Annotated in this window: 25 protein-coding genes and 2 pseudogenes; 19 read left to right on the top strand and 8 right to left on the bottom strand. The window is 60.3% G+C overall.

The genetic code is table 11. The features are described 5' to 3' along the window. Nucleotides 1–4: 4 nt before the first annotated feature. A complete protein-coding gene (locus tag ACZ9BE_RS03800) occupies nt 5–2,287 on the top strand; it encodes a putative bifunctional diguanylate cyclase/phosphodiesterase (protein WP_150636432.1) in 2,283 nt (760 codons plus the stop codon). Here ACZ9BE_RS03800 and ACZ9BE_RS03795 read toward each other — a convergent pair. Next, entirely contained in the window at nt 2,178–3,074 is an 897-nt protein-coding gene (locus tag ACZ9BE_RS03795) for an NAD(P)-dependent oxidoreductase (RefSeq protein WP_476248920.1), read from the bottom strand. The genes ACZ9BE_RS03800 and ACZ9BE_RS03795 overlap by 110 nt on opposite strands. A gap of 196 nt (nt 3,075–3,270) precedes the next feature. On the opposite strand from ACZ9BE_RS03795, the gene ACZ9BE_RS03790 reads away from it, so the two are divergent. Then, nucleotides 3,271–5,469 carry a hypothetical protein gene (locus ACZ9BE_RS03790; RefSeq protein ID WP_095180557.1) on the top strand — a complete coding sequence of 733 codons (2,199 nt, stop codon included), beginning with the start codon at nt 3,271–3,273 and terminating at the stop codon, nt 5,467–5,469. 284 nt (nt 5,470–5,753) lie between these two features. Here the strand turns inward: ACZ9BE_RS03790 and ACZ9BE_RS03785 are convergent, their stop codons facing one another. Continuing rightward, nucleotides 5,754–6,059: a DUF2288 domain-containing protein gene (locus ACZ9BE_RS03785; RefSeq protein WP_016771353.1), complete on the bottom strand. Its 306-nt coding sequence runs from the start codon at nt 6,057–6,059 to the stop codon at nt 5,754–5,756. 351 nt (nt 6,060–6,410) lie between these two features. On the opposite strand from ACZ9BE_RS03785, the gene ACZ9BE_RS03780 reads away from it, so the two are divergent. The 9 genes and pseudogenes from ACZ9BE_RS03780 (at nt 6,411) to ACZ9BE_RS03740 (ending at nt 14,150) form a co-directional block, all read left to right on the top strand. Further along, entirely contained in the window at nt 6,411–7,538 is a 1,128-nt protein-coding gene (locus tag ACZ9BE_RS03780) for a branched-chain amino acid ABC transporter substrate-binding protein (protein WP_016771354.1), read from the top strand. Between the two features lie 229 nt (nt 7,539–7,767). Continuing rightward, complete coding sequence (gene livH, locus ACZ9BE_RS03775; protein WP_016771355.1) at nt 7,768–8,691, top strand: high-affinity branched-chain amino acid ABC transporter permease LivH; 924 nt, start codon at nt 7,768–7,770, stop codon at nt 8,689–8,691. Then, nucleotides 8,688–9,944, top strand: coding sequence for a high-affinity branched-chain amino acid ABC transporter permease LivM (locus tag ACZ9BE_RS03770; protein WP_016771356.1), 1,257 nt, complete (start codon nt 8,688–8,690; stop codon nt 9,942–9,944). Before livH ends, ACZ9BE_RS03770 begins: the two co-directional genes overlap by 4 nt. Further along, nucleotides 9,941–10,708 (top strand): high-affinity branched-chain amino acid ABC transporter ATP-binding protein LivG, encoded by a 768-nt coding sequence (livG, locus tag ACZ9BE_RS03765; RefSeq protein WP_016771357.1) that lies wholly within the window; start codon nt 9,941–9,943, stop codon nt 10,706–10,708. Before ACZ9BE_RS03770 ends, livG begins: the two co-directional genes overlap by 4 nt. Further along, nucleotides 10,709–11,411, top strand: a pseudogene (locus tag ACZ9BE_RS03760) (ABC transporter ATP-binding protein). It begins immediately after the preceding gene. Between the two features lie 292 nt (nt 11,412–11,703). Beyond that, nucleotides 11,704–12,009: a BufA1 family periplasmic bufferin-type metallophore gene (locus tag ACZ9BE_RS03755; RefSeq protein WP_041478029.1), complete on the top strand. Its 306-nt coding sequence runs from the start codon at nt 11,704–11,706 to the stop codon at nt 12,007–12,009. Nucleotides 12,010–12,034: 25 nt separating this feature from the next. Then, nucleotides 12,035–12,922, top strand: a complete 888-nt coding sequence (bufB, locus tag ACZ9BE_RS03750) for an MNIO family bufferin maturase (RefSeq protein WP_095180556.1) — start codon at nt 12,035–12,037, stop codon at nt 12,920–12,922. After that, nucleotides 12,919–13,677 carry an HvfC/BufC N-terminal domain-containing protein gene (locus ACZ9BE_RS03745; RefSeq protein ID WP_476248919.1) on the top strand — a complete coding sequence of 253 codons (759 nt, stop codon included), beginning with the start codon at nt 12,919–12,921 and terminating at the stop codon, nt 13,675–13,677. Before bufB ends, ACZ9BE_RS03745 begins: the two co-directional genes overlap by 4 nt. Next, nucleotides 13,674–14,150, top strand: coding sequence for a DoxX family protein (locus ACZ9BE_RS03740; protein ID WP_476248918.1), 477 nt, complete (start codon nt 13,674–13,676; stop codon nt 14,148–14,150). The genes ACZ9BE_RS03745 and ACZ9BE_RS03740 overlap by 4 nt, the downstream gene beginning before the upstream one ends. Before the next feature lie 110 nt (nt 14,151–14,260). On the opposite strand, the gene ACZ9BE_RS03735 is transcribed toward ACZ9BE_RS03740, so the two are convergent. Next, nucleotides 14,261–15,175, bottom strand: coding sequence for a LysR family transcriptional regulator (locus tag ACZ9BE_RS03735; protein ID WP_056783386.1), 915 nt, complete (start codon nt 15,173–15,175; stop codon nt 14,261–14,263). Between the two features lie 103 nt (nt 15,176–15,278). Here ACZ9BE_RS03735 and ACZ9BE_RS03730 point away from each other — a divergent pair, with 103 nt between their 5' ends. The 3 genes from ACZ9BE_RS03730 to ACZ9BE_RS03720 all read left to right on the top strand — a co-directional run bounded on the left by ACZ9BE_RS03730 (nt 15,279) and on the right by ACZ9BE_RS03720 (nt 18,302). Further along, a complete protein-coding gene (locus ACZ9BE_RS03730) occupies nt 15,279–15,878 on the top strand; it encodes a short chain dehydrogenase (RefSeq protein WP_252883296.1) in 600 nt (199 codons plus the stop codon). A gap of 60 nt (nt 15,879–15,938) precedes the next feature. Then, nucleotides 15,939–16,592, top strand: coding sequence for a COG3650 family protein (locus tag ACZ9BE_RS03725; protein ID WP_476248917.1), 654 nt, complete (start codon nt 15,939–15,941; stop codon nt 16,590–16,592). Between the two features lie 96 nt (nt 16,593–16,688). Next, nucleotides 16,689–18,302: an NAD(P)/FAD-dependent oxidoreductase gene (locus ACZ9BE_RS03720; RefSeq protein ID WP_236168018.1), complete on the top strand. Its 1,614-nt coding sequence runs from the start codon at nt 16,689–16,691 to the stop codon at nt 18,300–18,302. Nucleotides 18,303–18,440: 138 nt separating this feature from the next. On the opposite strand, the gene ACZ9BE_RS03715 is transcribed toward ACZ9BE_RS03720, so the two are convergent. Then, on the bottom strand, nt 18,441–19,535 hold the full coding sequence (locus tag ACZ9BE_RS03715) for a PLP-dependent cysteine synthase family protein (RefSeq protein WP_041478037.1): 1,095 nt from the start codon (nt 19,533–19,535) through the stop codon (nt 18,441–18,443). Nucleotides 19,536–19,786: 251 nt separating this feature from the next. Between ACZ9BE_RS03715 and nhaA the strand changes: the two genes are divergently transcribed. The 5 genes from nhaA (at nt 19,787) to ACZ9BE_RS03690 (ending at nt 23,136) form a co-directional block, all read left to right on the top strand. Next, nucleotides 19,787–20,971, top strand: a complete 1,185-nt coding sequence (gene nhaA / locus ACZ9BE_RS03710) for a Na+/H+ antiporter NhaA (protein WP_122505756.1) — start codon at nt 19,787–19,789, stop codon at nt 20,969–20,971. Between the two features lie 171 nt (nt 20,972–21,142). Continuing rightward, a complete protein-coding gene (locus ACZ9BE_RS03705) occupies nt 21,143–22,357 on the top strand; it encodes an S-type pyocin domain-containing protein (protein WP_305382348.1) in 1,215 nt (404 codons plus the stop codon). 7 nt (nt 22,358–22,364) lie between these two features. Continuing rightward, entirely contained in the window at nt 22,365–22,616 is a 252-nt protein-coding gene (locus ACZ9BE_RS03700; protein WP_252879551.1) for a colicin E3-like toxin immunity protein, read from the top strand. Then, complete coding sequence (locus tag ACZ9BE_RS03695) at nt 22,617–22,862, top strand: colicin E3-like toxin immunity protein (RefSeq protein WP_095180547.1); 246 nt, start codon at nt 22,617–22,619, stop codon at nt 22,860–22,862. A gap of 22 nt (nt 22,863–22,884) precedes the next feature. Then, the gene (locus ACZ9BE_RS03690; RefSeq protein WP_122705009.1) at nt 22,885–23,136 is read left to right on the top strand and encodes a pyocin S6 family toxin immunity protein; all 252 of its coding nucleotides are present in this window, start codon (nt 22,885–22,887) and stop codon (nt 23,134–23,136) included. 73 nt (nt 23,137–23,209) lie between these two features. Here the strand turns inward: ACZ9BE_RS03690 and ACZ9BE_RS03685 are convergent, their stop codons facing one another. From ACZ9BE_RS03685 to ACZ9BE_RS03670, 4 genes and pseudogenes are all read right to left on the bottom strand, one after another. Continuing rightward, nucleotides 23,210–23,674 carry an outer membrane lipoprotein gene (locus tag ACZ9BE_RS03685; protein ID WP_016771369.1) on the bottom strand — a complete coding sequence of 155 codons (465 nt, stop codon included), beginning with the start codon at nt 23,672–23,674 and terminating at the stop codon, nt 23,210–23,212. Between the two features lie 180 nt (nt 23,675–23,854). Continuing rightward, a pseudogene (gene pdxH / locus ACZ9BE_RS03680) lies at nt 23,855–24,503 on the bottom strand (pyridoxamine 5'-phosphate oxidase). Nucleotides 24,504–24,527: 24 nt separating this feature from the next. Then, nucleotides 24,528–25,631 (bottom strand): OmpA family protein, encoded by a 1,104-nt coding sequence (locus tag ACZ9BE_RS03675; protein WP_041478044.1) that lies wholly within the window; start codon nt 25,629–25,631, stop codon nt 24,528–24,530. 113 nt (nt 25,632–25,744) lie between these two features. After that, entirely contained in the window at nt 25,745–26,890 is a 1,146-nt protein-coding gene (locus ACZ9BE_RS03670) for a serine hydrolase domain-containing protein (protein ID WP_460160437.1), read from the bottom strand. Between the last annotated feature and the right edge of the window lie 30 nt (nt 26,891–26,920).

Here is a 26,920-nt window from a genome sequence, read left to right as displayed (position 1 = left end):
TGCTATGGAGTGGCTTGGTTTGCAGTTTGTTGCCGAGCTGCCGGCGAGCGGGCAGATTCTCCTCGATTGCAGCCACAACCCTTTGTTGGTGATGGTGGCCTATCTGGTCGCCTGCGCGGCGAGTTTCGCCACCCTGGACATGGCAGAGCGCCTGGTGCATGCCGAAGATCCGGGGTCGCGGCGCATCTGGCGCTGGATTGGCGCGACCTGCCTGGCCGGCGGCATCTGGGCCATGCACTTCATCGGCATGCTGGCCTTCCAGACCCCCATCGATATTCAGTACGACCTCGGCATCACCCTCTTGTCGTTACTGATCGCCCTGCTCGCCTCGTGGCTGGCGATGCACACCCTCAGTGAGGTGCAGCCGAGCGCGCTGCATTGCCTGAAGACCGCGTGTGTCATCGGCTTGGGCATCGCTGGCATGCATTACGTCGGCATGGCCGCGATGAAGTCGAGCGCCACCGCCTACTATCAGCCAGGGCTGTTCGCGCTGTCGGTGCTGATTGCCATCGGCGCCAGCTTCACCGCGCTGTGGGTGGCGCGCTATCTCAGCGAAGGCAGCGGCGTCGCGCATCAATTGCTCAAGTACAGCGCGGCGCTGATTCTCGGCGCCGGCATCATCAGCATGCACTTCACCGGCATGGCTGCGCTGGATCTGGTGCTTCCCGAAGGTGCCCTGGCAGCGAGCGGCAGTGAAACCGGGCATTTGCAACTTGGCCTGACCGTGGCGCTGATCATCCTGTTGATCCTCGGCAGTGCGATCAGCGCCGCCCTCGCCGACAAGAAGCTGCAGAACAAGGAAAACGACCTGCGCCGGGTCAACGCCTTGCTCAGCCAACTCGATCAGGCGCGCATGTCCCTGCAGCAAGCGGCCAATTACGACGCGCTGACCAATCTGATCAACCGCCGTGGTTTCAACCAGATGTTCGCCGAAAAACTCAGCCAGAAAACCAGCGAGGGCGGCATGCTCGCGGTGATGTTTCTCGACATCGACCACTTCAAGCGCATCAACGATAGCCTCGGCCATGATGCCGGTGACGCGCTGCTCAAAGTCATCGCCCAACACATCAAGAGCTCAGTGCGCAGCCATGAAGACGTGGTCGCGCGTTTTGGCGGCGACGAGTTCTGCATCCTCATCAGCCTGCGTGACCGCGAAGAGGCGCGCGGTATGGCGCAGCGCATCATGCACAAGATGAAAGAGCCGATCGAACTGGCCGGCCGGCGCATGGTGATGACCACCAGCATCGGCATCAGCCTGTTCCCAGAAGACGGCACCACTTGCGAAGAGCTGCTCAAACACGCCGACCTGGCCTTGTACCAATCCAAAGGCGCCGGGCGCAACGGTCTGCACTTCTTCAATTCCAGCCTGAAGACCCGCGCCAGTTTCGAGCTGCAACTGGAAGAAGAACTGCGCAGTGCGCTACGGCAAGACAACGCGCTGATGCTCTACTACCAGCCGATCTTCGAAGTGAAAACCGGACGCGTGACCAAGCTCGAGGCGCTGATTCGCTGGCAGCATCCGGTTCACGGTTTGCTCACACCGGATCGCTTCATAGGTATCGCCGAGAACAACGGTTTGATCGCCGAACTGGACAATTGGGTGCTGCGCCGCGCCTGCAAGGATCTTGGCGAGCTGTCGCGGCATGGTTGTGCCGAATTGAAAATCGCCTGGAACTGCTCGCCGCTGAATCTGGCGCGCGAAGAGCTGGCCGAGGAGATTGAGCACGCCTTGCACACGGCGGGCGTTGCCCCGGAACGCCTGGAACTGGAGGTCACCGAAAACGCCTTGATGGGCAATATCGCCGACACTCTGGTGCTGCTGCGGCAGATCCGCGCCCTCGGTGTGTCGCTGTCGATCGATGATTTCGGCACCGGCTATTCGTCGCTGGCCTACCTCAAGCGTCTGCCGCTGAACACCCTGAAAATCGACCGCTCGTTCATCCTCGACATCCCCACCGCCACGGCGGACATGGAGATCGTGCAGGCGATCATCGTCATGGCCCACACCCTGCATCTGCAGGTGGTCACCGAGGGCGTCGAGAGCCTGGAGCAATATGAGTTTCTCGAGCGTTCGGGCTGCGACTTCATTCAGGGTTATCTGCTCAGCCGCCCGGTGCCGCTGGACGAATTGCGCGCGGTGCTCGATGAAATCAACCAGCGCAAACCCGTGCTCGGGGTCAATCCGTTGAGTCTGGCGCGCGATACATTTGCACCAGCGTCGCTGGATCCTTCGCTAAAAAGCCTTGCGCCCCATGCAGGCGCATCAACTGTGCGGCCAATCCGCTGATTGGCGTCGCCGAGCCCTGCTCGCGGGAAAATTTCACTGCTGTGTCGAGATCCTTGAGCAGCGTGCGCACGTGCCACTTGATCGGTTCGAAACGGCTCTCGGCCATTTGCGGAGCAAGGATCTGCAAGGGCTTGGAATCGGCAAAGCCACCGGCCAGCGCCTCGGCGATCAGACTGGCATCGACCCCGGCCTGTTCGGCCAACGCCACCACTTCGGCAATCACCAGCGCATTGCACGCGACGATCATCTGGTTGCAGGCCTTGGTCACCTGGCCGGCGCCAACGCCGCCCATGTGCGTGACGCGCTGACCGAGGTTGAGCAGCACCGGGCGCACGCGCTCAAGATCTGCCGCTGCACCACCGACCATGATTGCCAGACTGCCGGCCTCGGCGCCCACCACGCCGCCGGACACTGGTGAATCGAGCCAGCCCATGGCGGTTTTCTCGGCCAGCGCTGCGGCCATCTCGCGAGTCGCGGTCGGTTCAAGACTGGAGAAATCCACCAATAGCTGGCCGTTTTTCGCACCTTCGGCAACACCGCCAGTGCCAAACACCACTTCACGCACCACGGCGGTATCGGCCAGGCACAGCATAACGATGTCGGCGTGTGCGCACAGTTCGGCGGGGCTCGATACCTGGCGGGCGCCGGTCGCAACCAGCGGTGCGCACTTGTCCGGGTTGCGGTTCCACACCGTCAACGGGTAACCCGCCGCCAGCAGACGCCGGCACATGGGCAGGCCCATCAGGCCGATTCCGGCAAACCCCAACGAAGGTAGCGTTGACATCATTTCGCCTCTTTTCGATTAAAGATCACCGAATCATGGCCGATTCATCAACGATCAGGAAAGGATTCCGCCCGGCGATCAGACCAGCCAGCACTACGACGCCCGGGCCGTATTCGCGCACACAAGACGCGAGATCTTATTCCGTGAGGTTCGCCGGCACTGTTCGGCGGGCCAACCCAGTCCAGGTAAATGGCGCACCATGACCTCTAAAAACAACCCCGCCAGTGCAACAGCCGATCTGACCCTGAGCCCCGCCGCGAACAGCGCGTCATTATCCAGACCGACGCCGCCCTCGCGCCCGCTGTCGACCCAGCAATACCTGTACTTCACCGAGACCAACACCGACCGCATCCTCGATAACCTCGACGGCCTGCGTGATTCGGTGTTCCCGCGCCCGGCGCATCAGGAAGGCGACAACGAGCAGCACAACGACCAGGAATTTCCCTCGGTGTGCCTGATCGGCCTCGGTCGCTGCGGCTCCAACATCGCCCTCGACGTGGCGGAACTGGTGTACAACGCGCGCAAGTTCTACCTCAACGAATTCAACAACGAAGACCGCCCGAGCGACCGACGCCTGGCCGACAAGGGCTACAGCCCAGCGCAGTGGATCAAGAACAATCTGCGCATCGGCACCAGCAAATCGACCAAACCGGTGTTTCTGGTCGAACCGCTGGTGATGCTTGGCGACCTCGACAAGGACATCGCCGGGCGCATCCGTTTCTCGCGCAAGGGCGAGAAAAGCGGCTTCCTGCGCGACTACAGCAAAATGAAGATCATGGACTTGTCCGAAGTCCACGCCGGTGGCGCCGGTAACGCGCCGATCCTCGGCCAGTATCTGGCGAAGATCATCCTCAACAAGGACACCCAGCGCTTCTCCAGCCCCGACTGGAAAATGATCCACTCGTACCTGATCGACAGCTGCGGAATCAAGGCCAACCAGTCGCGCCTGTATTTCTCGATCTTCAGTGCCGGCGGCGGTACCGGTTCGGGCATGGCCTCGGAGTTCGGTCTGGCGCAGCAGCACTCGTACATGAACAAGACCTTCGACACCAAGCCGATGGACGAGCATGACGGCAAGAGCGGCCATTCGTTTGTCTTTGAGCCGATCTTCACCAGCGGCATCTGCGTGCTGCCGAACATTTCCGACCACCGCAGCGAAATGTCCGAAGCGCTGCACATCAACGCCGGGCGCCTGCTGTGCAAATACCTGTCGGAGGAATGGGATTTCTCCTACAACTTCGCCAACGAAGACAGCAGCGAAGCCAGCGTGATGGGGCGTATCCGCCCGTGGAACGCGATGATGCTGATCTCCAACGACATCATGCGTTACGCCGAAGAAAGCGATGACGGCAATATCCAGAACATTGATGTCAATGCCATGGAGAAGCATGCCAACCAGTACATCTCGCAGCAGATCTTCAATATTCTGACGGCGCAGGCAGTCACCACCGACTACGACCAGAACTACTTCCGCCGCGCCGGCATCGACATCGGCGAAACCATCCGCCTGGATGCCAACGACCTGTTCATGAGTCTGGCCGGGCCGGTGGCGATTGCCTACGCTGAATCGGTGGTGCCGGAAACCCCGCCGCCGAGCAGCGACAAGTTCAAGGTCTTCGATAAAGAGCCGCAGCGCCTGAACATCGACGACCTGTTCTTCCGTTCGATCGACCTGCCGCACTTCAACAAGGTCACTCAGGCCATCGAAGGCATCAGCCTGCTGCCGATCGAATCCAAGCGTTATCGCGCTTCGCTTGAGCAGTACAAGAATTCCGGCTACGACGCCGCCGCGCTGCACGATTTGCACTTCTTCAAGAATTGCTCGTCGGTGGTCTCGATCGTCTCGCTGCCGAAAGACTACAAACTGTCGTACATGGATCTGAACCGGTTGAAGACCCACCTCAACAGCCTGTTCCCCAACACCACGCTCAAGCGCTATGCGCTGGTGATCGGCGCTTCGGCCAACCTGTCGCTGACCACCCTGATCGCCAAGAGCCCGTGCCTGTCGGACGACTTCCTCACACTGATCGTGGCATTCATCAAGCGCTGCTTTGCGAAGAATCCGTACCGTTTCGACGAGACGCTGGATAACTCGATTCTCGACTTCATCATTCAGGAAGACTTCGACGAGGAGCGGATCGACGACCTGCTCAACGAATTCGAAAACCCGGCGAAGATCCTCGATACCAACTGGTACGCGATCAAACCGATGTACGAAAAGAAATACCGTGAGTTGATCAACGACAAGGACAAGTTCGTCTCGATCAATGACATTCGCCTGTCACGCGATTGCGTGAAGAAGTCGATCAAGTACCTGCGCGAGATCTACCGCCACCGGATTGGCAAGACCAAGGTCATTTCGCTGAATAACCATACCGGGAAGACTTACTCGGTCTGATCCAGCACCGAGTCGCCCCATTCGCGAGCAGGCTCGCTCCCACAGGAAAGTGCATTCCAGTGTGGGAGCGAGCCTGCTCGCGAAGGCGCCCTCGACTTCACCGACAAACTCCAACACTGCGAACATTCAGAAACAATTAAGCGACCCTCAGGCCGCTCCATAAACTGTTCCCGTTACGTTTACGTCACCGTGAGGCGTGGCATTTCTCCACGGCAAGGTGCCATCACGCTACTCCGCTACACACTTGCGGCGCGGCAATCGAGGCGCCAAAAGGGTGCAGGCAATTAAACGGCCGCCCTTTCCTGGATCAGAATCCACGGCGAAACCACCACGGCCCACAGCTGCGGATCACGTTCGAAAATATCCAGCGCCCGCGTTTCAGACAGCTTGGCGACCTTGTCGTCGGCCAGCCAGGCCGCGACTTTCTCGCCTTCATCCGAGGCCACGGCCTCGGCGGCGGCGATCAAATCCAGGTCAGGGTCGACCCACAATAGGGCACCCTTGGCGAAGAACGGCTCCAGCTCTTTCCAGGTAATAGATGCCGTTTCACCAAGCAGCTTGGCATAGAGGGTGCTAGGTTCTTGATTCATGGGAGCTGTCCGGAAAAGAAATCGACGCGAATGATAACGTCGGTGGTCCGGCAGAAAAACCCGGTTGCAAATCGCTGCACCGAACGAAAAGAGCAGGAACGCCAGGGAATGCTGCCTTTTGGGATATATGCCCCCGATTGCCCCGCCGCAATTCTGTCTCTTTCATTCAAAAATGCGACACCCCCAAGTTTTGCCCCGTGGCGCCCGCTTCCCAGTTGATCAAGCGGCGCTCTACACTGTACCGGTACAGTTGCCGGGGCATTTTCCGGAGGGTATCGCAAAGATATCTGACCCGGTTCTGCTGCTACGGCGCCAGAACTCTAAAAAATACAACAGTAAGAGTGGAGCACTATGACTAAGGCTACTAAGCAGATTTCCAAACTGTTTGCCGCTATGGTTCTGGCCGGGGTTGCCAGCCATTCGTTCGCAGCTGACACCATCAAAATCGGTATCGCCGGCCCTAAAACCGGTCCAGTAGCCCAGTACGGCGACATGCAGTTCAGTGGCGCGAAAATGGCCATCGAGCAGATCAACGCCAAGGGCGGCGTCGACGGCAAGAAACTCGAAGCCGTTGAATACGACGATGCCTGCGATCCGAAACAAGCGGTAGCGGTAGCGAACAAGGTCGTCAACGACGGCGTCAAGTTCGTGGTCGGTCACTTGTGCTCCAGCTCCACCCAGCCAGCTTCGGACATCTACGAAGACGAAGGCGTGATCATGATCACCCCGGCTGCCACCAGCCCGGACATCACCGCCCGTGGCTACAAAATGATCTTCCGCACCATCGGTCTCGACAGCGCTCAAGGCCCTGCCGCCGGCAACTACATCGCCGATCACGTGAAACCGAAAGTGGTTGGCGTGCTGCACGACAAACAGCAGTACGGTGAAGGCATCGCCACCGCCGTCAAATCGACCCTCGAGAAGAAAGGCACCAAGGTTGCCGTCTTCGAAGGCGTCAACGCTGGCGACAAGGACTTCTCCGCCATCATCGCCAAGCTCAAGCAAGCCGGCGTCGACTTCGTCTACTACGGCGGCTACCACCCGGAGTTGGGTCTGATCCTGCGCCAAGCTCAGGAAAAAGGCCTGAAAGCCCGCTTCATGGGTCCGGAAGGCGTGGGTAACGACTCGATCACCCAGATCGCCAAGGATGCGTCCGAAGGCCTGCTGGTGACCCTGCCGAAATCCTTCGACCAGGATCCGGCCAACGTTGCCCTGGCTGACGCGTTCAAGGCCAAGAAGGAAGATCCGAGCGGTCCGTTCGTGTTCCCGTCCTACTCGGCAGTGACCGTGATTGCCGAAGGCATCAAGGCGGCCAAGTCCGAAGACGCGACCAAAGTGGCTGAAGCCATCCACGCCGGTTCGTTCAAGACCCCGACCGGCGACCTGAGCTTCGACGACAAGGGCGACCTGAAGGACTTCAAATTTGTCGTGTACGAGTGGCACAACGGCAAACCTAAAACTGAAGTTTCGCCTCAGTAAGGCCTTGCCCGACTGACTGCCAATAAAGCCCACGGCGTGCCGTGGGCTTTGTTTTGCGAATGTATGGGCCGCGCTGGCGTGATCCGCCAGTCTGCCCACCTGAAAATCTCAAAACCGTCATCAGCGGTTCGCTGGCAAAACCCGGATTCGAAGTGGATAGAGATCCACGGGGCCGGGCGGGAAAATGACTCCACCAGTGAAATGCGTACAGGTTTTTAGGAGCGCTGTAATGCCTGACCTCTATCACTTCTTCCAACAGCTGGTTAACGGCCTCAACGTTGGCAGCATGTATGCCCTGATCGCCATCGGCTACACGATGGTCTACGGCATCATTGGAATGATCAACTTCGCCCACGGCGAGGTGTACATGATCGGTTCCTACGTGGCCTTCATCGCCATCGCCGGGCTGACCATGATGGGACTCGACAGTGTCCCGCTGTTGATGACTGCGGCGTTCATCGCCAGCATCGTCGTCACCAGTTCCTACGGTTACAGCATCGAACGGATCGCCTACCGCCCCCTGCGCGGCAGCAACCGTCTGATCCCGCTGATTTCTGCCATCGGTATGTCGATCTTCCTGCAGAACACCGTTCTGCTGGCGCAAGACTCCAAGGACAAAGCTATCCCCAACCTGATCCCGGGCAACTTCGCCTTCGGTCCGGGTGGCGCACAAGAAGTGCTGATTTCCTACATGCAGATCGTGGTGTTCGTGGTGACCCTGATCGCCATGCTCGGCCTGACCCTGTTCATCTCCCGTTCCCGCCTGGGCCGCGCCTGCCGCGCCTGTGCCGAGGACATCAAGATGGCCAACCTGCTCGGCATCAACACCAACAACATCATCGCCCTGACCTTCGTCATCGGTGCTGCGCTGGCCGCCGTTGCCGCGGTGCTGCTGAGCATGCAATACGGCGTGATCAACCCCAACGCCGGTTTCCTCGTCGGCCTCAAGGCCTTCACCGCTGCGGTACTGGGCGGCATCGGCAGCATCCCCGGGGCAATGCTCGGCGGCTTGGTGCTCGGTGTAGCGGAAGCGTTCGGTGCCGATATCTTCGGCGACCAGTACAAGGACGTCGTTGCGTTCGGCCTGCTGGTTCTGGTGCTGTTGTTCCGTCCGACCGGCATTCTGGGCCGTCCGGAGGTTGAGAAAGTATGACTAGGAATCTTAAACAGGCACTGTTCAGTGCCTTGCTGGTGTGGGCGGTGGCCTACCCGGTACTGGGTCTGAAACTGACCATCGTCGGCATCAATCTGGAAGTGCACAACACCAGCCCTGCGGTACTTGCGACCATCGCGATCTGCTCGGTGCTGATGTTCTTGCGCGTGCTGTTCAACCAGCAGATCAGCAAGGCCTGGCGCTCCTCGCCGGGCATGCCGCTGATCCCGGCCAAGGCCAGCAACTTCCTGACCCTGCCAACCACCCAGCGCTATTTCATCATTGCGCTGATTCTGATCGCCCTGGTCTGGCCGTTCTTCGGCTCCCGTGGCGCGGTGGATATCGCAACGCTGATCCTGATCTACGTGATGCTCGGCCTGGGCCTGAACATCGTCGTCGGTCTGGCCGGTCTGCTTGACCTGGGCTACGTCGGTTTCTACGCCGTCGGCGCCTACAGCTACGCGCTGCTGTCGCATTACTACGGCTTGAGCTTCTGGATCTGCCTGCCGATTGCCGGCCTGATGGCGGCGACGTTCGGCTTCCTGCTGGGCTTCCCGGTGTTGCGTCTGCGCGGCGACTATCTGGCGATCGTGACCTTGGGTTTCGGCGAAATCATCCGTCTGTTCCTGCGTAACCTGACCGACATCACCGGTGGCCCGAACGGCATCAGCAACATCGAAAAACCGACGTTCTTCGGCCTGACCTTCGAGCGCAAAGCCGCCGAAGGCCTGCAGACGTTCCACGAGTATTTCGGCCTGCAATACAACTCGATCAACAAGGTGATCTTCCTTTACCTGGTTGCGCTGTTGCTCGCACTGGCCGCGCTGTTCGTGATCAACCGTCTGCTGCGCATGCCGATCGGCCGTGCGTGGGAAGCGCTGCGTGAAGACGAAATCGCCTGCCGCGCGTTGGGCCTGAACCCGACCGTGATCAAGCTCTCCGCCTTCACCCTGGGTGCTGCGTTCGCCGGTTTCGCCGGCAGCTTCTTCGCTGCACGTCAGGGGCTGGTGACGCCCGAGTCGTTCACCTTCATCGAGTCGGCGATCATCCTCGCCATCGTCGTGTTGGGTGGCATGGGCTCGCAACTGGGCGTGATTCTGGCGGCGATCGTGATGATCCTGTTGCCGGAAATGATGCGTGAGTTCAGCGAGTACCGCATGTTGATGTTCGGTGCGCTGATGGTGCTGATGATGATCTGGCGTCCACAAGGTCTGCTGCCGATGCAACGCCCACACATGGAGTTGCGCAAATGAGCCGCGAGATCCTTAAAGTCGAAAATCTGAGCATGCGCTTCGGCGGTTTGCTGGCGGTCAACGGCGTGGCGCTGACCGTCAAGGAAAAGCAGGTGGTTGCCCTGATCGGCCCGAACGGCGCCGGCAAGACCACCGTGTTCAACTGCCTGACCGGTTTCTATCAGCCTACCGGCGGCAGCATCCTGCTCGACGGCGAGCCGATCCAGGGCCTGCCGGGCCACAAGATCGCCCTCAAAGGCGTGGTGCGTACCTTCCAGAACGTGCGTTTGTTCAAGGACATGACCGCGGTCGAGAACCTGTTGATCGCCCAGCACCGTCACTTGAACACCAACTTCCTGTCCGGCCTGTTCAAGACCCCGGCGTTCCGCAAAAGCGAGCGCGAGGCGATGGAATTTGCCGAATACTGGCTGGAAAAGGTCAACCTCAAAGAGTTCGCCAACCGCACCGCCGGCACCCTCGCCTACGGCCAGCAACGGCGTCTGGAAATCGCCCGCTGCATGATGACCCGTCCGCGGATTCTCATGCTCGACGAACCGGCCGCCGGCCTGAACCCGAAGGAAACCGAAGACCTCAAGGCGCTGATCGGTGTGTTGCGCGAAGAGCACAACGTTACCGTGCTGCTGATTGAACACGACATGAAACTGGTCATGAGCATTTCCGACCACATCGTCGTGATCAATCAGGGCACGCCGCTGGCCGACGGTACGCCGGAACAGATCCGCGACAATCCTGAAGTGATCAAAGCCTACCTGGGGGAAGCGTAAATGCTGCAGTTCGAAAACGTTTCCACCTTCTACGGCAAGATTCAGGCCCTGCACAGCGTCAACGTCGAAGTCCGTCAGGGCGAGATCGTGACACTGATCGGCGCCAACGGTGCCGGCAAATCCACGCTGCTGATGACACTCTGCGGTTCGCCGCAGGCGCACAGCGGCAGCATCCGCTACATGAGGTGAGGAACTGGTCGGCCAGGACTCGTCGCAGATCATGCGCAAGAGCATCGCCGTGGTCCCGGAAGGTCGTCGAGTGTTTGCCCGTCTGACCGTGGAAGAAAACCTGTCGATGGGCGGATTTTTCACCGACAAGGGCGACTATCAGGAACAGATGGACAAGGTCCTCGGACTTTTCCCACGCCTGAAAGAGCGTTTCAACCAGCGCGGCGGCACCATGTCCGGCGGCGAACAGCAGATGCTCGCCATCGGCCGTGCACTGATGAGCAAGCCCAAGCTGCTGCTGCTCGACGAGCCGTCGCTGGGTCTGGCGCCGATCATCATCCAGCAGATCTTCGACATCATCGAACAGCTGCGCAAGGACGGTGTGACGGTGTTCCTGGTCGAGCAGAACGCCAACCAGGCGCTGAAAATCGCCGACCGCGCCTACGTTCTGGAGAACGGCCGCGTGGTCATGCAAGGCACCGGTGAAGCGCTGCTGACCGACCCGAAAGTGCGCGAGGCGTACCTCGGCGGTTGAGTGTTATCGCTGCACAGAAAAACGGCTTTCGGGCCGTTTTTTTATGCCCAAACGAAAAACACCGATCCTCTGTGGGAGCGAGCCTGCTCGCGAAAGCGATGTATCACGCACCAATAATGTTGAATGTCACACCGCCTTCGCGAGCAGGCTCGCTCCCACAGGGATACTGCTGAATCCGAAATTTTTTATAAATTTCTCGCCCCACCTGTAACGCATCCCCCCACCCGTTCTCTAGAGGGACAAGCAAGCGCAACAGCACTTGCAGAAACCCTGATAAACCTGGAGAAACATCATGACTGCGACTACCCGTACCCTGTCCGCCACCGCTCTGGTTCTGGCTCTCGGTTCCGCTCTGAGCATCGCCACTGTCTCCACCGCTCAGGCCGCTGATGCCAACATGGAAAAATGCTTCGGCGTAGCCCTCAAAGGCAAGAACGATTGCGCCGCAGGTGCCGGCACCACCTGCGCCGGCACGGCGAAAATGGACTATCAGGCCAACGCCTGGAAGCTCGTTCCGAAGGGCACCTGCGCCACCACCGAGAGCAAAACCTCGCCGACCGGTTTCGGTCAGCTCGAAGCCTTCAAAGCCAAGTCCTGATCCACGGCCTGCCTGAGTGACGCCCATGTTCAGTCATCACGAACCGTCCCTGCCGCGCACTCAGGCAGCTCGCACCGAGCTCCCTGCCCGCGCCGGGCTGGGGCTCAAGACCGGGCACTTCCTTGATGTGCTCGGCTCCGTACCGGACCTCGGTTTCTTCGAGGTCCACGCCGAAAACTACATGGTGGCCGGCGGCCCGTTTCATCATTTTCTCGGTCTGATTCGCGAACAGTACCCGCTGTCACTGCATGGCGTGGGACTGTCGATCGGTGGCGAAGGCCCGCTGGACAGCCAGCACCTCAAACGCCTCGCCGAGCTGATCGAGCGCTATCAACCGCAAGCCTTTTCCGAACATCTGGCATGGTCGAGCCACGGCCCGGTGTTCCTCAATGACCTGCTGCCACTGGCTTACGACACGCCGACGCTGAACCGCGTCTGTGCGCACATCGACCAGGTGCAGAACACTCTGAAACGACCGATGCTGCTGGAGAACCCGGCGACCTATCTGGGATTTGAGCACTCGACGATCGACGAGGCCGAGTTCATCGCCGAAGTAATCCGCCGCAGCGGCTGCGGCTTGTTGCTCGACGTCAACAATGTCTACGTGTCGTGCATCAATCATCAGCGCGATCCGTCGGCCTACCTTGATGCGTTACCGCTGCACGCAGCCGGCGAGATTCATCTGGCCGGCTTCGCTGAAGATTGCGACAACCTCGGCGACCGCTTGCTGATCGACGATCACGGCGCGCCGATTGATCCGGCCGTCTGGGATCTGTACCGGCAAGTGCTGCAACGTATCGGCCCGGTGGCGACACTCATCGAACGCGATAATCACGTCCCGACTTTCAACGCATTGCTCGCCGAAGCGCAGCAAGCCGAGACGCTGTTGCGTCGCGCGGAGCGTGCGGCATGAGCACGCAGGCGGACTTCGCCGCCGCTTTGCTCAATGCGCAACTGCCGTATCCCAAGGGCCTGTGCAGCCGCAATGGCGCTGATCCGTCGCGGCGTTTCGCGGTCTATCGCAACAACGTGCAAAGCTCGCTGATCAATGCCCTGGCCGACAGTTATCCAGTGGTGCTGCAATTGGTCGGCGAGGAATTCTTCCGCGCCATGGCGGCGATTTTCGTCCAGAGTCAGCCGCCACAAAGTCCTTTGATGAGCCGCTATGGCGAGAATTTCGCCGACTTCATCGCAGAGTTTGAACCCATCGCAGGCGTGCCTTATGTGGCTGATGTCGCGCGACTCGAGCATTTGCGCACTGTTGCCTACCACGCCGCCGATGCGCAGCCGATCCGGCCTGAACAAGTCAGTGCCGCGCTGGCCGATCCGCAGACGCTGAGTGAACTGTGTTTCGAACTCCATCCCTCGCTGCACCTGCTCGACTCTGCTTTTGCGGTCGTGGCGATCTGGGCCGCGCATCAGCAGGAGCCAAGTCTGGCGGGCATTGGCCTCCATCAAGGCCAGCATGCCCTGGTGCTGCGCAACGGTCTCGACGTTGAGGTGTTTGCTCTTGAGGCGGGTGCGAGCGTGTTCATTGGTCATCTGCTCCAGGACTCGCCACTGCTCGCGGCGGCAGAAAACAGCCCGCCGTTCGATCTCGCCCAAACCCTCGCCTTACTGATTGCGCATAACGCGATCACCCAGCTGAATTACAAGGAGTTGCCATGAACGCTTTTATCCCGCGCGTCATCGCGCTGTTGGAAAAAATCCCGCACAGCCTGATTGCCTTCATCGCGCGTTTTTCCATCGCTGCGGTGTTCTGGAAATCCGGGCAAACCAAGGTCGAAGGCCTGGCCGTCGATTTGATTGACGGCACCTTTGAACTGGGCTGGCCGCGTTTGGCCGACTCGACGATTCCGCTGTTTCAGAGCGAGTACAACCTGCCGCTGCTGTCGCCGGAAATTGCCGCGCATCTGGCGGCGTTTGCCGAACATGTGTTTCCGCTGCTGATCCTGCTCGGCTTCGCCACACGATTTTCGGCGCTGGCACTGCTCGGCATGACCCTGACTATCCAACTGTTCGTCTACCCGGCTGCCTACCCGACCCACGGCACCTGGGCGGCGGTGTTGCTGTACCTGATGGCGACCGGGCCGGGCAGGTTGTCGATCGATCACCTGATTGCCCGCCGTTTGGCAAAATAAGATCCCCCCTGTGGGAGCGAGCCTGCTCGCGAAAGCGGTGTGTCATTCAACATCGGTATCGACTGAACTGACGCATTCGCGAGCAGGCTCGCTCCCACAGGGAAATCACATCAGCGCTGGAGTCGATCCAGCGCCTCGCCACTGCGCTTGAACCAGCCCATCAAATAATCCGCCAACACCTGCGTGCGCTTGGGCAATCCACCCTGATACGGGTGCACCAGATACATCGGCATGCGTCGGGTCTGGTAATCGCGCAGCAACCAGCGCAAGCGGCCGTCAGCCAGTTCCGCTTGCAGTAGATACGACGGCAAACGGGCGATGCCGGCGCCGGACAGCGCTGCTTTCTTCAACAGGCTGTAGTGATTGCTGGCAAACGGACCCGAAACCCGCACCCGCAACAACTCGTGCTGCTGGTGATACAGCCATTCTTCGCGACCGCTGTAATGGCTGTTGAGCAGACAACGATGCTCGGCCAAGGCATGGGGCGTCGCCGGCTCGCCGAAGCGCTCGAGGTAGGCCGGGCTGGCGCAGGTCATTTCGTGCCACGCCAACAACGGCTTGGCCACCAGCCGATCGTCATTGGCGACTTCGGCGCGAATCGCCAGATCAAAGCCATCGCGCGACAGATCGCGATAGCTGTTGTTCAGCTCCAGCTCGATTTGCACCTCGGGGTATTGCCCGGAAAACTCCAGCAGCAAGCCATCGAAGAAGGTCTCGCCGAGCGACACCGGAACCGTCATGCGCACGGGGCCGGCCATGTCGTCCTTCAACCGCGCCAAAGCCTGCCGTGCGCGTTCGACCTGGACCACCAGCGCCTGGGCCTGCGGCAGCAGCGCCGCCCCCGCCGCCGTCAGACTCAAGCGCCGGGTGGTGCGTTGCAGCAATACCACACCGAACTGCGCTTCGAGCTGGCTGATGCGCTTGGACAACTGGCCTTTGCTGCAGCCCAACTGCTGCGCCGCAAGGGTGAAACTGCCGGCCTCGATCAGCACAGCGAACGCGGCGAGATCATCCATTTCGCTCATGGATTGTTTCCAATTGAAAACCAAAGGTTGCCTATTAGTGCGCTTATCCGCTGAAAAAACCACCCTAGACTGAAACCTCATTCACACACATGGGTACAGCACGATGAAAATTCTGTTGATAGGCGCAGGCGGCACCATCGGCTCAGCGGTGGACAAAGAATTGTCGCAACGCCACGAGGTCATTCGTATCGGTCGCAACAGCGGTGACTTGCAAGTGGATATCAGCGACAGCGCCTCAATCCGCAAGCTGTTCGAACAGACCGGCAAGTTCGATGCGCTGATCTGCGCGGCGGGCAACGTGACGTTCGCAGCGCTGGACGACATGACCGAAGACAGCTTCGCCCTCGGCCTGAAAGACAAACTGATGGGTCAGGTCAATCTGCTGCTGATCGGCCGCGAGTACGCCAACGATGGCGCTTCGTTCACGTTTACCACCGGCGTGCTCAGCCACGACCCGATTCGCAGCGGTGCCTCGGCAGCGCTGGTCAACGGCGCCATCGACAGCTTCGTCCGCGCCGCCGCCATCGAACTGCCGCGTGGCCTGCGGGTGAACTCGGTGAGCCCGACCGTACTGACCGAAGCCCTGGGCAAATACGCGCCCTACTTCCGTGGCTTCAAGCCGGTTCCTGCAGCGGAAGTGGCATTGGCCTACGCGAAAAGTGTCGAAGGCCTGCAAACCGGTCAGACGTTTCACGTGGGTTAAGGCCCTTGTGATGAGCGGTCAGGCTGCGTAACGTGGCAGCACTTGTCTGGAGAGCCAAAGATGCGTGTTGCCCGTTCGTTCGTCCTCGTTGCCCTGCTGCCGATGTTTGCCGCCTGCCAGTTGTTCGACGGCCAGCGTGAAAGTGTGTCCCATGCCGGACAGACGCGCATGCAGGGGCAACTGACCGCCGCCGACGGCAAACTGGTGTTCCAGCCGTGCCAGGAGCAGCGGCAACTGGTGGTCAACGACATCGGCGGCACCAGCGTCCTGCAAGAGGCCGCTACACTCGCCGACGAACAGGGCAAGCTGTTTGCCGATGTGCGCGGCAAGGTTTCCGGCGATCGTCTCGACCTCCGCCAGTTGTATCGCGTCGAGCGCTCGGGCACGGCCTGCGACGATCCGAATTTCAAACTGCTGATCCTGCGCGCCGCCGGCCATGGCCCGGAGTGGAACGTCAAGGTCAGCGGCAAAGGCATGGTCATCGAGCGCGACGGCCAGCCCCCGCTCGCCGTGCCCTATGTGGAAGAGCAACTGGGCGACGGCCGCTTCAATCTCAGCAGCGAAGCCAACAACCAGCGCATCGAATTGTGGGTTGCGCCACAGCGCTGCGTCGACAGCAGCACCGGCAGCGTGCAGCACATGAGCGCCGAGTTGCGTATCGACGGTCAGGTCCAGCGCGGCTGCGGCTATTTCGGCGGCGCACGCAACGACTGATCGGTTTTCCCCCACGGATCCGCTCGCGGCGGCTTATAATCGCCGCCTTCAAACGCCCTGGCGCAGTTGTGCGCCCCGCGAATCCGGATCCCCGCCATGTTACGAATCACTGAACTCAAGCTGCCAATCGACCATCCCGAAGAAGACCTGCGCGCCGCCATCGTGCAGCGTCTGGGCATCGCCAGCGATGATCTGCTCGATTTCACCTTGTTCAAGCGCAGCTATGACGCGCGCAAAAAGTCCTCCGAACTGTGCTTCATCTACACCATCGACCTCAACGTACGCGACGAGGCCAGAGTGTTGGGCAAGTTCGCCGACGACCGTAACGTCAACGTGGCGCCGGATGTCAGCTACAAATTCGTCGGCCAGGCACCGAGCGATCTCGGCCAGCGGCCGATCGTCGTCGGTTTCGGCCCGTGCGGCATCTTCGCCGGTCTGCTGCTGGCACAAATGGGCTTCAAACCGATCATTCTCGAACGCGGCACCGAAGTCCGTCAGCGCACCAAGGACACTTGGGGACTGTGGCGCAAAAGCGTGCTCAATCCCGAGTCCAACGTACAGTTTGGCGAAGGCGGCGCGGGCACGTTCTCCGACGGCAAACTCTACAGCCAGATCAAGGACCCGAAATTCCTCGGCCGCAAAGTCCTGCACGAGTTCGTCAAGGCCGGCGCGCCGGAAGAAATCCTCTACGTCAGCAAGCCGCACATCGGTACGTTCCGCCTGACCGGTATGGTCGAAAACATGCGCGAGCAGATCCGCGAACTGGGCGGTGAAGTGCGCTTCCAGGAGCGCGTCAGCGACGTGCTGATCGAAGACGGCCAACTGGTGGGGGTGCAACTGGCCAGCGGCGAAACCCTGCACTCCAGACACGTGGTTCTGGCCCTCGGCCACAGCGCCCGCGACACCTTCCGCATGCTCCACAGCCGTGGCGTGTTCATGGAAGCCAAGCCGTTCTCGGTGGGTTTCCGCATCGAGCACCCGCAATCGCTGATCGACCGCGCGCGCCTGGGCAAATACGCCGGCCACCCGAAACTTGGCGCGGCCGATTACAAACTGGTGCACCACGCCAAGAACGGGCGTTCGGTGTACAGCTTCTGCATGTGCCCGGGCGGCACCGTGGTCGCTGCGACGTCCGAGCCCAATCGCGTGGTCACCAATGGCATGAGCCAGTACTCGCGTAACGAGCGCAATGCCAACTCCGGCATCGTCGTCGGCATTACTCCGGAAGTCGATTATCCGGGCGGCCCGCTCGCCGGTATCGAGTTGCAGGAGCGCCTGGAATCCCACGCGTTCATCCTTGGCGGCAGCGACTACAAGGCCCCGGCGCAACTGGTTGGCGACTTTATCAACGATATTCCATCGACCGAACTGGGCGAAGTCGAGCCGTCGTACAAGCCGGGCGTGGCGCTGGGCGATCTGGCCTTGGCGCTGCCGGACTTTGCCATTGAGGCGATCCGTGAAGCCTTGCCGGCGTTCGAGAAGCAGATTCGCGGTTATTCGCTGCACGACGCCGTGCTGACCGGAATCGAGACCCGCACTTCATCGCCGCTGCGCATCACCCGCAACGAGTCGCTGCAGAGCATGAACGTCAAAGGCCTGTTCCCGGCCGGTGAAGGCGCGGGCTATGCCGGCGGGATTCTCTCGGCGGGTGTTGACGGGATTCGCATTGCCGAGGCAGTGGCTCGCGATATCCTCGGACTGGAAGCCTGATCAGCATCAGCTGATCCAACACAAAACCCTGTGGGAGCGAGCCTGCTCGCGAAAGCGGTCTGTCACTCAACGAAGTTGTTGAATGTGATTCCGCCTTCGCGAGCAGGCTCGCTCCCACAGTGGTTTCTGCGTTGAGCTTTAGATATTCGCGCGCAGCACCGAGGTCGGGAGCGCCTCTCCGCGCTCGGCACTTGCCGCCACCGCTGCAATCAAGTCACCCAGTTCATAACCCTGCGCCTTCAGCCATTGCTGATCGTAATACGTGTCGGCATAACGCTCGCCGCCATCGCACAGGATCGCCACGATCGACCCCGACTGCCCCGCCGCTTTCATCTGTTGCGCCGCCATCAGCGCACCGATCAGATTGGTCCCGCTCGACCCGCCGACATGCCGCCCTAAACGCTGCGCCAGGTAATGCATGGCCGCCAGCGACAGGGCGTCCGGCACTTTGACCATCGCATCGATCACCTTGGGCAGAAACGACGCTTCCACCCGAGGCCGGCCAATGCCTTCGATGCGTGAACCGCAATCCAGACGCAGGCTGGCATCTCCCGTCTGGTAAAAATCGAAGAACACCGAACGCTCGGCATCGGCACACAACACGCGGGTGCAGTGCTGGCGATAACGCACGTATCGACCAAGGGTCGCTGTAGTCCCGCCAGTGCCGGGGCTGGAAATCAGCCACGTCGGCTCAGGGTGCTTTTCGTAGCGCATCTGCTGGAAGATCGACTCGGCGATGTTGTTGTTCGCTCGCCAGTCGGTGGCACGTTCGGCGTAGGTGAACTGATCGATGAAGTGACCGCCATGCTCGCGGGCCAGGCGCTCGGATTCGGCGTAGATCTGCGTCGGATCCTGCACCAGATGGCTCTGCCCGCCGTAAAAAGCAATCTGGGCAATCTTCTCTTTCGAAGTCGTCGCCGGCATTACTGCGATAAACGGCAAACCGAGCATGCGCGCGAAATACGCTTCGGAAATCGCCGTCGACCCACTGGACGCTTCGATCACCGGCGCGCCGGGTTTCAGCCAGCCGTTGCACAGCGCGTAAAGGAACAGCGAACGGGCCAGGCGATGCTTGAGGCTGCCGGTCGGGTGGCTGGATTCGTCCTTGAAATACAACTCGATGCCGGCAAAACCGGGCAGCGGCAAAGGGATCAGGTGGGTGTCGGCGCTGCGCTGGAAGTCCGCCTCGATGATGCGGATGGCTTCGCGTGCCCACTGTCGGTTGTCGCTCATGGTCTCGGTTCTCATTGAATCAGCCAGGAGATCGGTCTCCTGAAAAAGGTCTGGCGCAAGCTTAGGAAAAATACCGCAGACGGCAAAGATACAGCTGAGTCTCAATGTGTCGGGCAACTGCTAGGCTCAGTGCTGCCCGAGCCAGACAGCCTGTAACGACATATAACAAAAAAGAATATAACTTTTGTTTTAACAACTAACGGTACGGGTTAGGGTGTTTCACCTTTTTCTTGATTCGATGGAGAGCGACCTTGCCTCTGCGTAGCACTTTCACGCGTTTCTTTCAGTTGGAAGCCGCCAGCGGTCTGCTATTGATCGCCGCAGCCGTTCTCGCGCTGATCATCAACAACTCACCGCTGTCGTGGCTGTACACCGGCCTGCTCGACACCCCGGTGGTGGCGCAGATCGGCGCGTTGAAAATCGCCAAACCTCTGCTGCTGTGGATCAATGACGGCCTGATGGCGATGTTCTTCCTGCTGATCGGTCTGGAAGTCAAACGCGAAGTGCTCGACGGCCAATTGTCCAAGCCTTCGCAGATCGTCCTGCCCGGCGCAGCGGCGATCGGCGGCATGCTGGTGCCGGCGCTGATCTACTGGTTCCTCAACCGCGACAACCCCGCCGCCCTGAGTGGCTGGGCCATTCCGACCGCCACCGACATCGCCTTCGCCCTCGGCGTATTGGCCCTGCTCGGCAAACGCGTTCCGGTGTCGCTGAAACTGTTCCTGATGACCCTGGCGATCATCGATGACCTGGGCGCCATCGTCATCATCGCAATCTTCTATTCCGGCGAACTCTCGACCCTTTCCCTTGGCCTGGCGGCTGCGTGCATTGCCGCGCTGGTGGCGATGAACCGGCTCGGCGTGGTCAAGCTCGGGCCGTACATGATCATCGGCCTGATCCTCTGGGTCTGCGTGCTCAAGAGCGGTGTCCACGCGACACTGGCCGGCGTGACCCTGGCTTTCTGCATTCCCCTGCGCACGAAAAACGCCGAGTCGTCGCCGCTGCTGACCCTCGAACACGCGCTGCACCCCTGGGTCGCCTACGGCATCCTGCCGCTGTTCGCCTTCGCCAACGCCGGCCTGTCACTGAGCGGCGTCACCGTCGAAAGCTTCACCCACGACGTACCGATGGGCATCGCCATCGGCCTGCTGTTGGGCAAGACCGTCGGCGTGTTCGGCCTGACCTGGCTGGCGGTCAAGATCGGCATCGCCGCCCTGCCCCAAGGCGCCAACTGGGGCCAGGTCCTCGGCGTGGCAATCCTCTGCGGCATCGGCTTCACCATGAGCCTGTTCGTCGGCTCGCTGGCCTTCGAACCCGGCGTGAGTGATTACGCCGGCATGGATCGCATGGGCATCCTCACCGGCTCGATTCTCGCGGCGGTGATTGGTTATGCGGTGACGGCGGCGGCGAGTCGCAAGAATTCACAACTGCAATGACCCCTGTGGCGAGGGAGCTTGGCCCTCGCCACAGATTCTCCGCCTGACAGTTACGCAGCGAACAATCCCCACGTCATTAGCGACCCGTCCTACAGCCACACTTTCTCCGCTTCGATAACGTCGTGCAGCCCCTTTCCGAGGGGCTGTCGATGATGAACGAAGGGACGATCAGTGGCGCGGAACAAGGACATTCCCCGGGTGCAAAACCCACCGCAGGGCGACGGGCATCACGTTACCTGGCGGTATATGACGGCCGCAGAACTGGCCGAGCGCGAAGCCGGGCAAAACGCTTACGACGCGATGCTGGCGCGGCAGGAGGCTTTCGAGCACAGCCGTGAAGTGGCTGCGAAAAAACCTGAAGCCGTGCGTGCCGGCTGTGTATTCGCCAAGTCCTGCAAGTTGCCGGATGCGATTATCGATTACAGCAATCCTTCCGGCATGGTGCCGACCGACAGCCTGAAGGATTACGGCGAGCTGATCCTGCTCGGCGCTCGCGAAGCCGACGCAAGCGGCGGCATTCCTCTCAAGAAAATCAGCGCCAACACCATCCCGGTCGGGTTCGGCAGTCTGGCCTTGGCAGGCTCGGCTTTTGAAGTGCTACCGGCGCTCGCCTCCCCTGCGGCGGCTGCGACTTTGGTGGGGCTGATTGCGCTTTTGATGCCATCCAGCCTGGGCGACAGCGCGCTCTACACCGATGAGCAACTGAGCACACTCAAACAAGCCCGAACCCGCGTGCGCCTGCGCGTCGAGCAACAGGCCGATGGCCGCCTCAAGGGTTACGGCTTCTACACCGGCAAGAACCGCGATTGGGAAATGGTCGATGTCGTGCAGTTCACTGCACGCGGCGACCGGTTCGTTGCCGATCTGGGTGAAGGCGTCGAACTGCTCTGGACCCCGGCGGTGGATGGCTCGGACATTCTCGGCATTCCAGCACTGGAGGCCGCACCGCAGGCACCGCATATCTGGGTGTATCCACCGACGAAGGCGGCGGACGGGATACTGGTGAATCCGCTTTATCCGCCGGAGTACAAAGATTTCATTCTGGTGTTTCCCACAGACTCGGGTGTAAAACCGATTTACATCGTTGTCAGCTCTGCGAAAGGCACCGCTGAAGCGGGACATACCTATCACCCCGCTCCCGAAACGTCGGATATCACAGCCTTTCCCGATTTAAGAAGAGCAAAAAAGAAAACGCCGTTCAACGGTGGGCTCCGGGATCGCTGGATCAATGCAAAAGGCCGAATAATTTATGAATGGGACTATTTACATGGCGAGCTTGAAGCCTATCGCGCAAGTGATGGCAGCCATTTAGGCTCTTACGACCACAGAACTGGTGAACAGATAGATCCACCCAAAAAAAACCGTAGTATTAAAAAATATTTATGAGGATTACATGGGACTCAAAGCCAGACTCGAATGGTACGACCGACAAACCGAACTGGGTGAGGGGGAGGAACTGTCGAAAGATTTTGGCGAGGACGGCTCATTAATGGAAGCATTAGGCCTACCGTCGAAAAGCTTCAATAACGGCGGATTTGATGTAAAAGCCGATTGGATCAAGACTCTCCAGCCCCACTTCCAGCATTCCATTCAATTTTCTTCTTACGACTATCAGGTATCGTTCGTTTACCGGGATCAATGGTAGATGGGACTGGAACTGAGATTGGAATGGTACGACACAGCAACCTTGGAGTTTCAGGGGGAAGAGTCGTCAAAAGACCTGGGTGGTGACGAGTCAGTGTTAAACGCCTTGGGGATTCCCGCCGCGGACAACATCAACAATGGCAGTTTCAACGTCGCTCAAAATTGGCTCGCCACCATTCAGCCGTATTTTCAACATCAAATCGATTTGAGAGTTCACGACTATCAAATTTCGTTTGACTACGGCTAACAGCCCCGGAAGTATTAGCTCCATGCACTTTCTTTTAATTACCGGTTTTTTCCCTGACGAAGCCCAAGACGACTCCTTGCAATTCGAGCTGGATATCACAGGCAGCGAGATGAATGAAAAAGTGGCTCAGCTCATTGAATCAAAGCCCTTGGATGAGGTGGAACCCGGCGAGCTGTTGTTGACTCAGGATCAGGTAACCGCATTGGAAAACCTGCTCAACGTCAGTTTTCCAAAGGGCCTCGAATACTTCATGGGCACCTGCGCCACATACTGAATGAGCAATTCACAAACAAAGAAAAACCCCGACCAGTCACCTGATCGGGGTTTTCTTTTACCCGGCTTCCCGCTTAGTGCGAAACGCGGCTGGTTCCGCCAACGGTGGAAATCCGCACCCGCTCGCCAACGCGGAATACTTCATTCTCCTGAACCTGCTGCACATAGGCGCGCATGCTGCCGTCGTCTTCGCGGACGGTGATTTCCACGCCCTGGGTGCGGGTCAGGCCTTCTTCGGTGGCCGAGCCAAGCAGGCCGCCGGCCACTGCCCCGATGACCGCAGCCACAATGCTGCCCTTGCCGCCGCCGATAGCGCTGCCGCCGACGCCGCCGACCACTGCGCCTGCTGCGCCGCCGATCGGGGTCTTGGTGCCTTCGATTTTTACCGGTCGCAGGGATTCGATGGTGCCCATGCGAATCGTCTGCACACGACGCGCTTCGTCACGGGAGTAGGAGTCGCCGGTGAGGCTCGATTGGCAGCCGGTCAGCAACATCGCCATCGTCGAAAAGGAAGCAACCAGCAGAACAGACTTACGCATAGCATCAACTCCAAAAGAACATGTGTTCATTAAACCCCGTGGCCTGGCGCCTGTCACGACACCATCCGGATAAAATTGGCTTCCATTCAGGCCTGGTACAGATGCCCGCGAGCGTCCACTCAAGGTAGCGTCAAATCAGCGATCCTGCGCCATCCGCGTTTATCTCGCTCGGTAGACTGCTCAGGGTGCCAGTCGTTCCAGAATCCACTCAGTGCCCTGGAGGCGGTAGTTGAGGCGATCGTGCAGGCGGCTCGGCCTGCCCTGCCAGAACTCGATGCGCTCGGGCAACAAGCGGTAACCGCCCCAGTGTTCCGGGCAATGCGGCTGGCTGTCGCTGAAGCGTTGCTCGGTGGCCTTGAGCAAATCCTCCAGTTCGCCACGACCGTTGATGACCCGGCTCTGCGGCGAGGCCCAGGCGCCGAGGCGGCTACCCAGCGGACGCACCTGATAATACGCGTCGGACTCTTGCGCCGTGACCTTGACCACCCGCCCTTCGATGCGCACCTGGCGCTCCAGGGTGGGCCAGAAGAAGGTCATGGCGGCAAACGGGTTGGCCGCCAGATGCTGGCCCTTGGCGCTGTCGTAGTTGGTGAAGAAGGTGAAGCCCTGCTCGTCCAGGCCCTTGAGCAACAAAATGCGGCAATGCGGACGACCGTCGGCATCGACCGTGGCCAGGGTCATGGCATTGGCTTCCACCGGCGCCTGCTCGGTTTTCACCCGCATCGGCGAACCACTGGTGAAACAGCGCAAACGGCTCGGCCGGGGCTTGCGCCTCGGTCAAACCGTCACGGGTGTAGTCGCGACGCATATCGGCCAGAGCCTGGGTCATGGCGGATTCCTTTTCGTTAGCGGATCACTTCTTGGCAGCGTCGGCTGCGGCGACTTTCTTGTCGGTCGCGGCGGCTTTGGCTGGTGCAGTTTTTTTCGCTGGAGCCTTGGCCGGGGCCTTCTTCGCCGGAGCCTTGGCGGCGGTTTTCTTGGCTGGCGCCTTTTTCGCCGCCGGCACAGCGGCTTTTTTCGCCGCAGGCGCCGGGGTAACCGGTTTGGCAACTGGCTTGACGTCTTGCGCAGCAACCATCGTCACCGGCTTCGGCGCTGGCATGTTGTATTTGCTCAGCAGCGCAACCATGGTGTTTTGCGGAGTCACCAGCAGCTCGACACGACGGTTCAAGGCGCGGCCTTCAACGCTGTCGTTGGCCGCACGCGGCGCTTCGGAACCCATGCCGCGCAGCATCAAGCGGTCGCGCTGCAAGCCGCTGAGGCGGAAGATCGCCGCCACCGACTGCGCACGTTCCTGACTCAGCTTGACGTTGGCCGGTGCGGCACCGCTGGTATCACTGTGACCGAGCACCAGCACTGCGGTTTTCGGATCGGCTTCAAGGATTTTCGCCACGCGAGTGAACGGGCCAAGGGTGACCGGCAGCAGCATCGCCGGACGGTCCGGATTGAACGAGCCTTCGACCGGCGCCGTCACCACCAGTACGTTGTCGCGACGCTCGAGTTGCAGATTGCTGTCTTTCACCGCTTCACGCAGACGCGGCTCGTAGTCGTCGAGCCAGGCCTGAGTCACCTTCGGATCGGGCATCGGCACGGCTTTGGCGGTTGGCTGATCCTTGCCGCCGAACGGCCACCACCATTTGCCATTGGACTGCGCCTCGGCTTTGGCCACCTCGACCGGTTTGGCTTCAGGTTTGACCTCGGCTTTCAGATCAGCCTTGACCGCTTCATCGCTGGAACCGAACGGCCAGTACCACGGGTTGCTGCTTTCGGCCTTGGCCACTGGCGCAGTCGCCGCCGGTTTCAACGGAGCCGGAGCCGGGGCCGAATCTTTGGCCGCGACTTTGTCGGAAGAACCGAACGGCCACCAACTGCCGCCGTCTGCATCGTTTTTCGGAGTCTGTGCGCAACCGGTGATCGCTACACACAGGGCCAGGGCGAGGGTCTTTTTAGATGACATTGAAAATCCACAAAATGAAGTAATGAAAAATCAGAGCACTTTCGCCCGGATAAACAGCCGTTTTGAAACGAAAATCCCTTCGAGGTTCCGATCCTGGAACCTCTGTTGAAGCTTTACAGACAAGTGGCAAGCACCCGCGCCAGCTTTTGTGCACGCGGATCCATCAAAACGTAAGGCCCCAAGGTATTTGTCACGAAACCGAAAGCCACATCGTGCTCAGGATCAGCAAAACCGATCGAGCCGCCCGCTCCCGGATGGCCGAACGCGCGTGGGCCGAGGCCGTAGGTGGCGTTGGGCACGTCCGGTTGATCGAGCATGCAGCCGAGGCCGAAACGGGTACGGGTGAGCAAGGTCTTGTCATCGCCAAGGCTGTGCTCGCGGGTCAGCTCTTCGAGCATCTCGCTTTCGAGCAGGCTGCCATCGAGCAGGCCGGCGTAAAACCCGGCGAGGCTGCGCGCATTGCCGTGGCCGTTAGCCGCAGGCTGCTGCATGCGGCGCCATTCCGGCTTGTTGGTGCTGGTCAGCACTGACGGCGGATTGGTGAAGGCGCGGGTAGTCATGGCCGTCGGTTCGCGCATGGTGACTTGCAGCAGGCGCTGCGCCGCAGCGTCGCCGGCGTTGCCCTTGCCACGAGCGATGTGCGCCACGCGATGAAATTCTTCGTCGGCCAGGCCCACATGGAAATCCAGGCCCAACGGTTTGGCGACCCGAGCGACGATCGACTCGCCCGGCCCACGCCCGTCAGCGCGGCGCAGCAATTCGCCGACCAACCAGCCGTAGGTAATCGCGGCATAACCGTGACCGGTGCCCGGCGTCCACCATGGCGCTTCGGCGGCGAGGGAGTCGACCATGGTTTGCCAGTCGTAAAGGGCTTCAGGGGCGAGCAGTTCGCGCAGCGCCGGCAAGCCGGCCTGATGGCAGAGCAATTGGCGCAGGGTGACGGATTCTTTGCCGGCGGCGGCGAATTCCGGCCAGTAGCGGGCAACCGGGGCATCGAGTTGCAACTTGCCTTCGGCCACCAGTTGCAGCGCGGTAACGGCGGTGAAGGTCTTGGTGCAGGAGAACAGGTTGGCGATGGTGTCGCTGTGCCAAGCCTCGGCGCCGTCCTTGTCGGCGGTACCGGACCAGAGGTCGAGGACGGTTTCTCCACCGACCTTGATGCACAGGGCTGCGCCGCGTTCCTGGGGATCGTCGAACAGTGCGGCGAAAGCCTCGCGCACCGCTTCGAATTGAAGCTCGTAATGTCCCTGAATCTGCACCCGCAACTCCCCCGCGAAAACGCTCTACAA

Source organism: Pseudomonas sp. TE9122 (assembly GCF_056278925.1).
The sequence above is the reverse complement of the archived record's forward strand: the minus strand, read 5'-3'. Positions and strand labels throughout refer to the sequence as shown.

Excerpts from the sequence above, each read along its gene's own strand:
- ACZ9BE_RS03735 (WP_056783386.1), bottom strand. The coding sequence starts at position 15,175 with ATGAGCGAAATGGATGATCTCGCCGCGTTCGCTGTGCTGATCGAGGCC.
- ACZ9BE_RS03700 (WP_252879551.1), top strand. The coding sequence starts at position 22,365 with ATGGGACTCAAAGCCAGACTCGAATGGTACGACCGACAAACCGAACTG.
- ACZ9BE_RS03780 (WP_016771354.1), top strand. The coding sequence starts at position 6,411 with ATGACTAAGGCTACTAAGCAGATTTCCAAACTGTTTGCCGCTATGGTT.
- ACZ9BE_RS03685 (WP_016771369.1), bottom strand. The coding sequence starts at position 23,674 with ATGCGTAAGTCTGTTCTGCTGGTTGCTTCCTTTTCGACGATGGCGATG.
- ACZ9BE_RS03675 (WP_041478044.1), bottom strand. The coding sequence starts at position 25,631 with ATGTCATCTAAAAAGACCCTCGCCCTGGCCCTGTGTGTAGCGATCACC.
- ACZ9BE_RS03715 (WP_041478037.1), bottom strand. The coding sequence starts at position 19,535 with ATGAGCGACAACCGACAGTGGGCACGCGAAGCCATCCGCATCATCGAG.
- ACZ9BE_RS03720 (WP_236168018.1), top strand. The coding sequence starts at position 16,689 with ATGTTACGAATCACTGAACTCAAGCTGCCAATCGACCATCCCGAAGAA.
- ACZ9BE_RS03745 (WP_476248919.1), top strand. The coding sequence starts at position 12,919 with ATGAGCACGCAGGCGGACTTCGCCGCCGCTTTGCTCAATGCGCAACTG.
- ACZ9BE_RS03785 (WP_016771353.1), bottom strand. The coding sequence starts at position 6,059 with ATGAATCAAGAACCTAGCACCCTCTATGCCAAGCTGCTTGGTGAAACG.
- bufB (WP_095180556.1), top strand. The coding sequence starts at position 12,035 with ATGTTCAGTCATCACGAACCGTCCCTGCCGCGCACTCAGGCAGCTCGC.
- ACZ9BE_RS03790 (WP_095180557.1), top strand. The coding sequence starts at position 3,271 with ATGACCTCTAAAAACAACCCCGCCAGTGCAACAGCCGATCTGACCCTG.
- ACZ9BE_RS03695 (WP_095180547.1), top strand. The coding sequence starts at position 22,617 with ATGGGACTGGAACTGAGATTGGAATGGTACGACACAGCAACCTTGGAG.
- ACZ9BE_RS03725 (WP_476248917.1), top strand. The coding sequence starts at position 15,939 with ATGCGTGTTGCCCGTTCGTTCGTCCTCGTTGCCCTGCTGCCGATGTTT.
- ACZ9BE_RS03795 (WP_476248920.1), bottom strand. The coding sequence starts at position 3,074 with ATGATGTCAACGCTACCTTCGTTGGGGTTTGCCGGAATCGGCCTGATG.
- ACZ9BE_RS03755 (WP_041478029.1), top strand. The coding sequence starts at position 11,704 with ATGACTGCGACTACCCGTACCCTGTCCGCCACCGCTCTGGTTCTGGCT.
- ACZ9BE_RS03770 (WP_016771356.1), top strand. The coding sequence starts at position 8,688 with ATGACTAGGAATCTTAAACAGGCACTGTTCAGTGCCTTGCTGGTGTGG.
- ACZ9BE_RS03740 (WP_476248918.1), top strand. The coding sequence starts at position 13,674 with ATGAACGCTTTTATCCCGCGCGTCATCGCGCTGTTGGAAAAAATCCCG.
- livH (WP_016771355.1), top strand. The coding sequence starts at position 7,768 with ATGCCTGACCTCTATCACTTCTTCCAACAGCTGGTTAACGGCCTCAAC.
- ACZ9BE_RS03690 (WP_122705009.1), top strand. The coding sequence starts at position 22,885 with ATGCACTTTCTTTTAATTACCGGTTTTTTCCCTGACGAAGCCCAAGAC.
- ACZ9BE_RS03800 (WP_150636432.1), top strand. The coding sequence starts at position 5 with ATGGAGTGGCTTGGTTTGCAGTTTGTTGCCGAGCTGCCGGCGAGCGGG.
- livG (WP_016771357.1), top strand. The coding sequence starts at position 9,941 with ATGAGCCGCGAGATCCTTAAAGTCGAAAATCTGAGCATGCGCTTCGGC.
- ACZ9BE_RS03730 (WP_252883296.1), top strand. The coding sequence starts at position 15,279 with ATGAAAATTCTGTTGATAGGCGCAGGCGGCACCATCGGCTCAGCGGTG.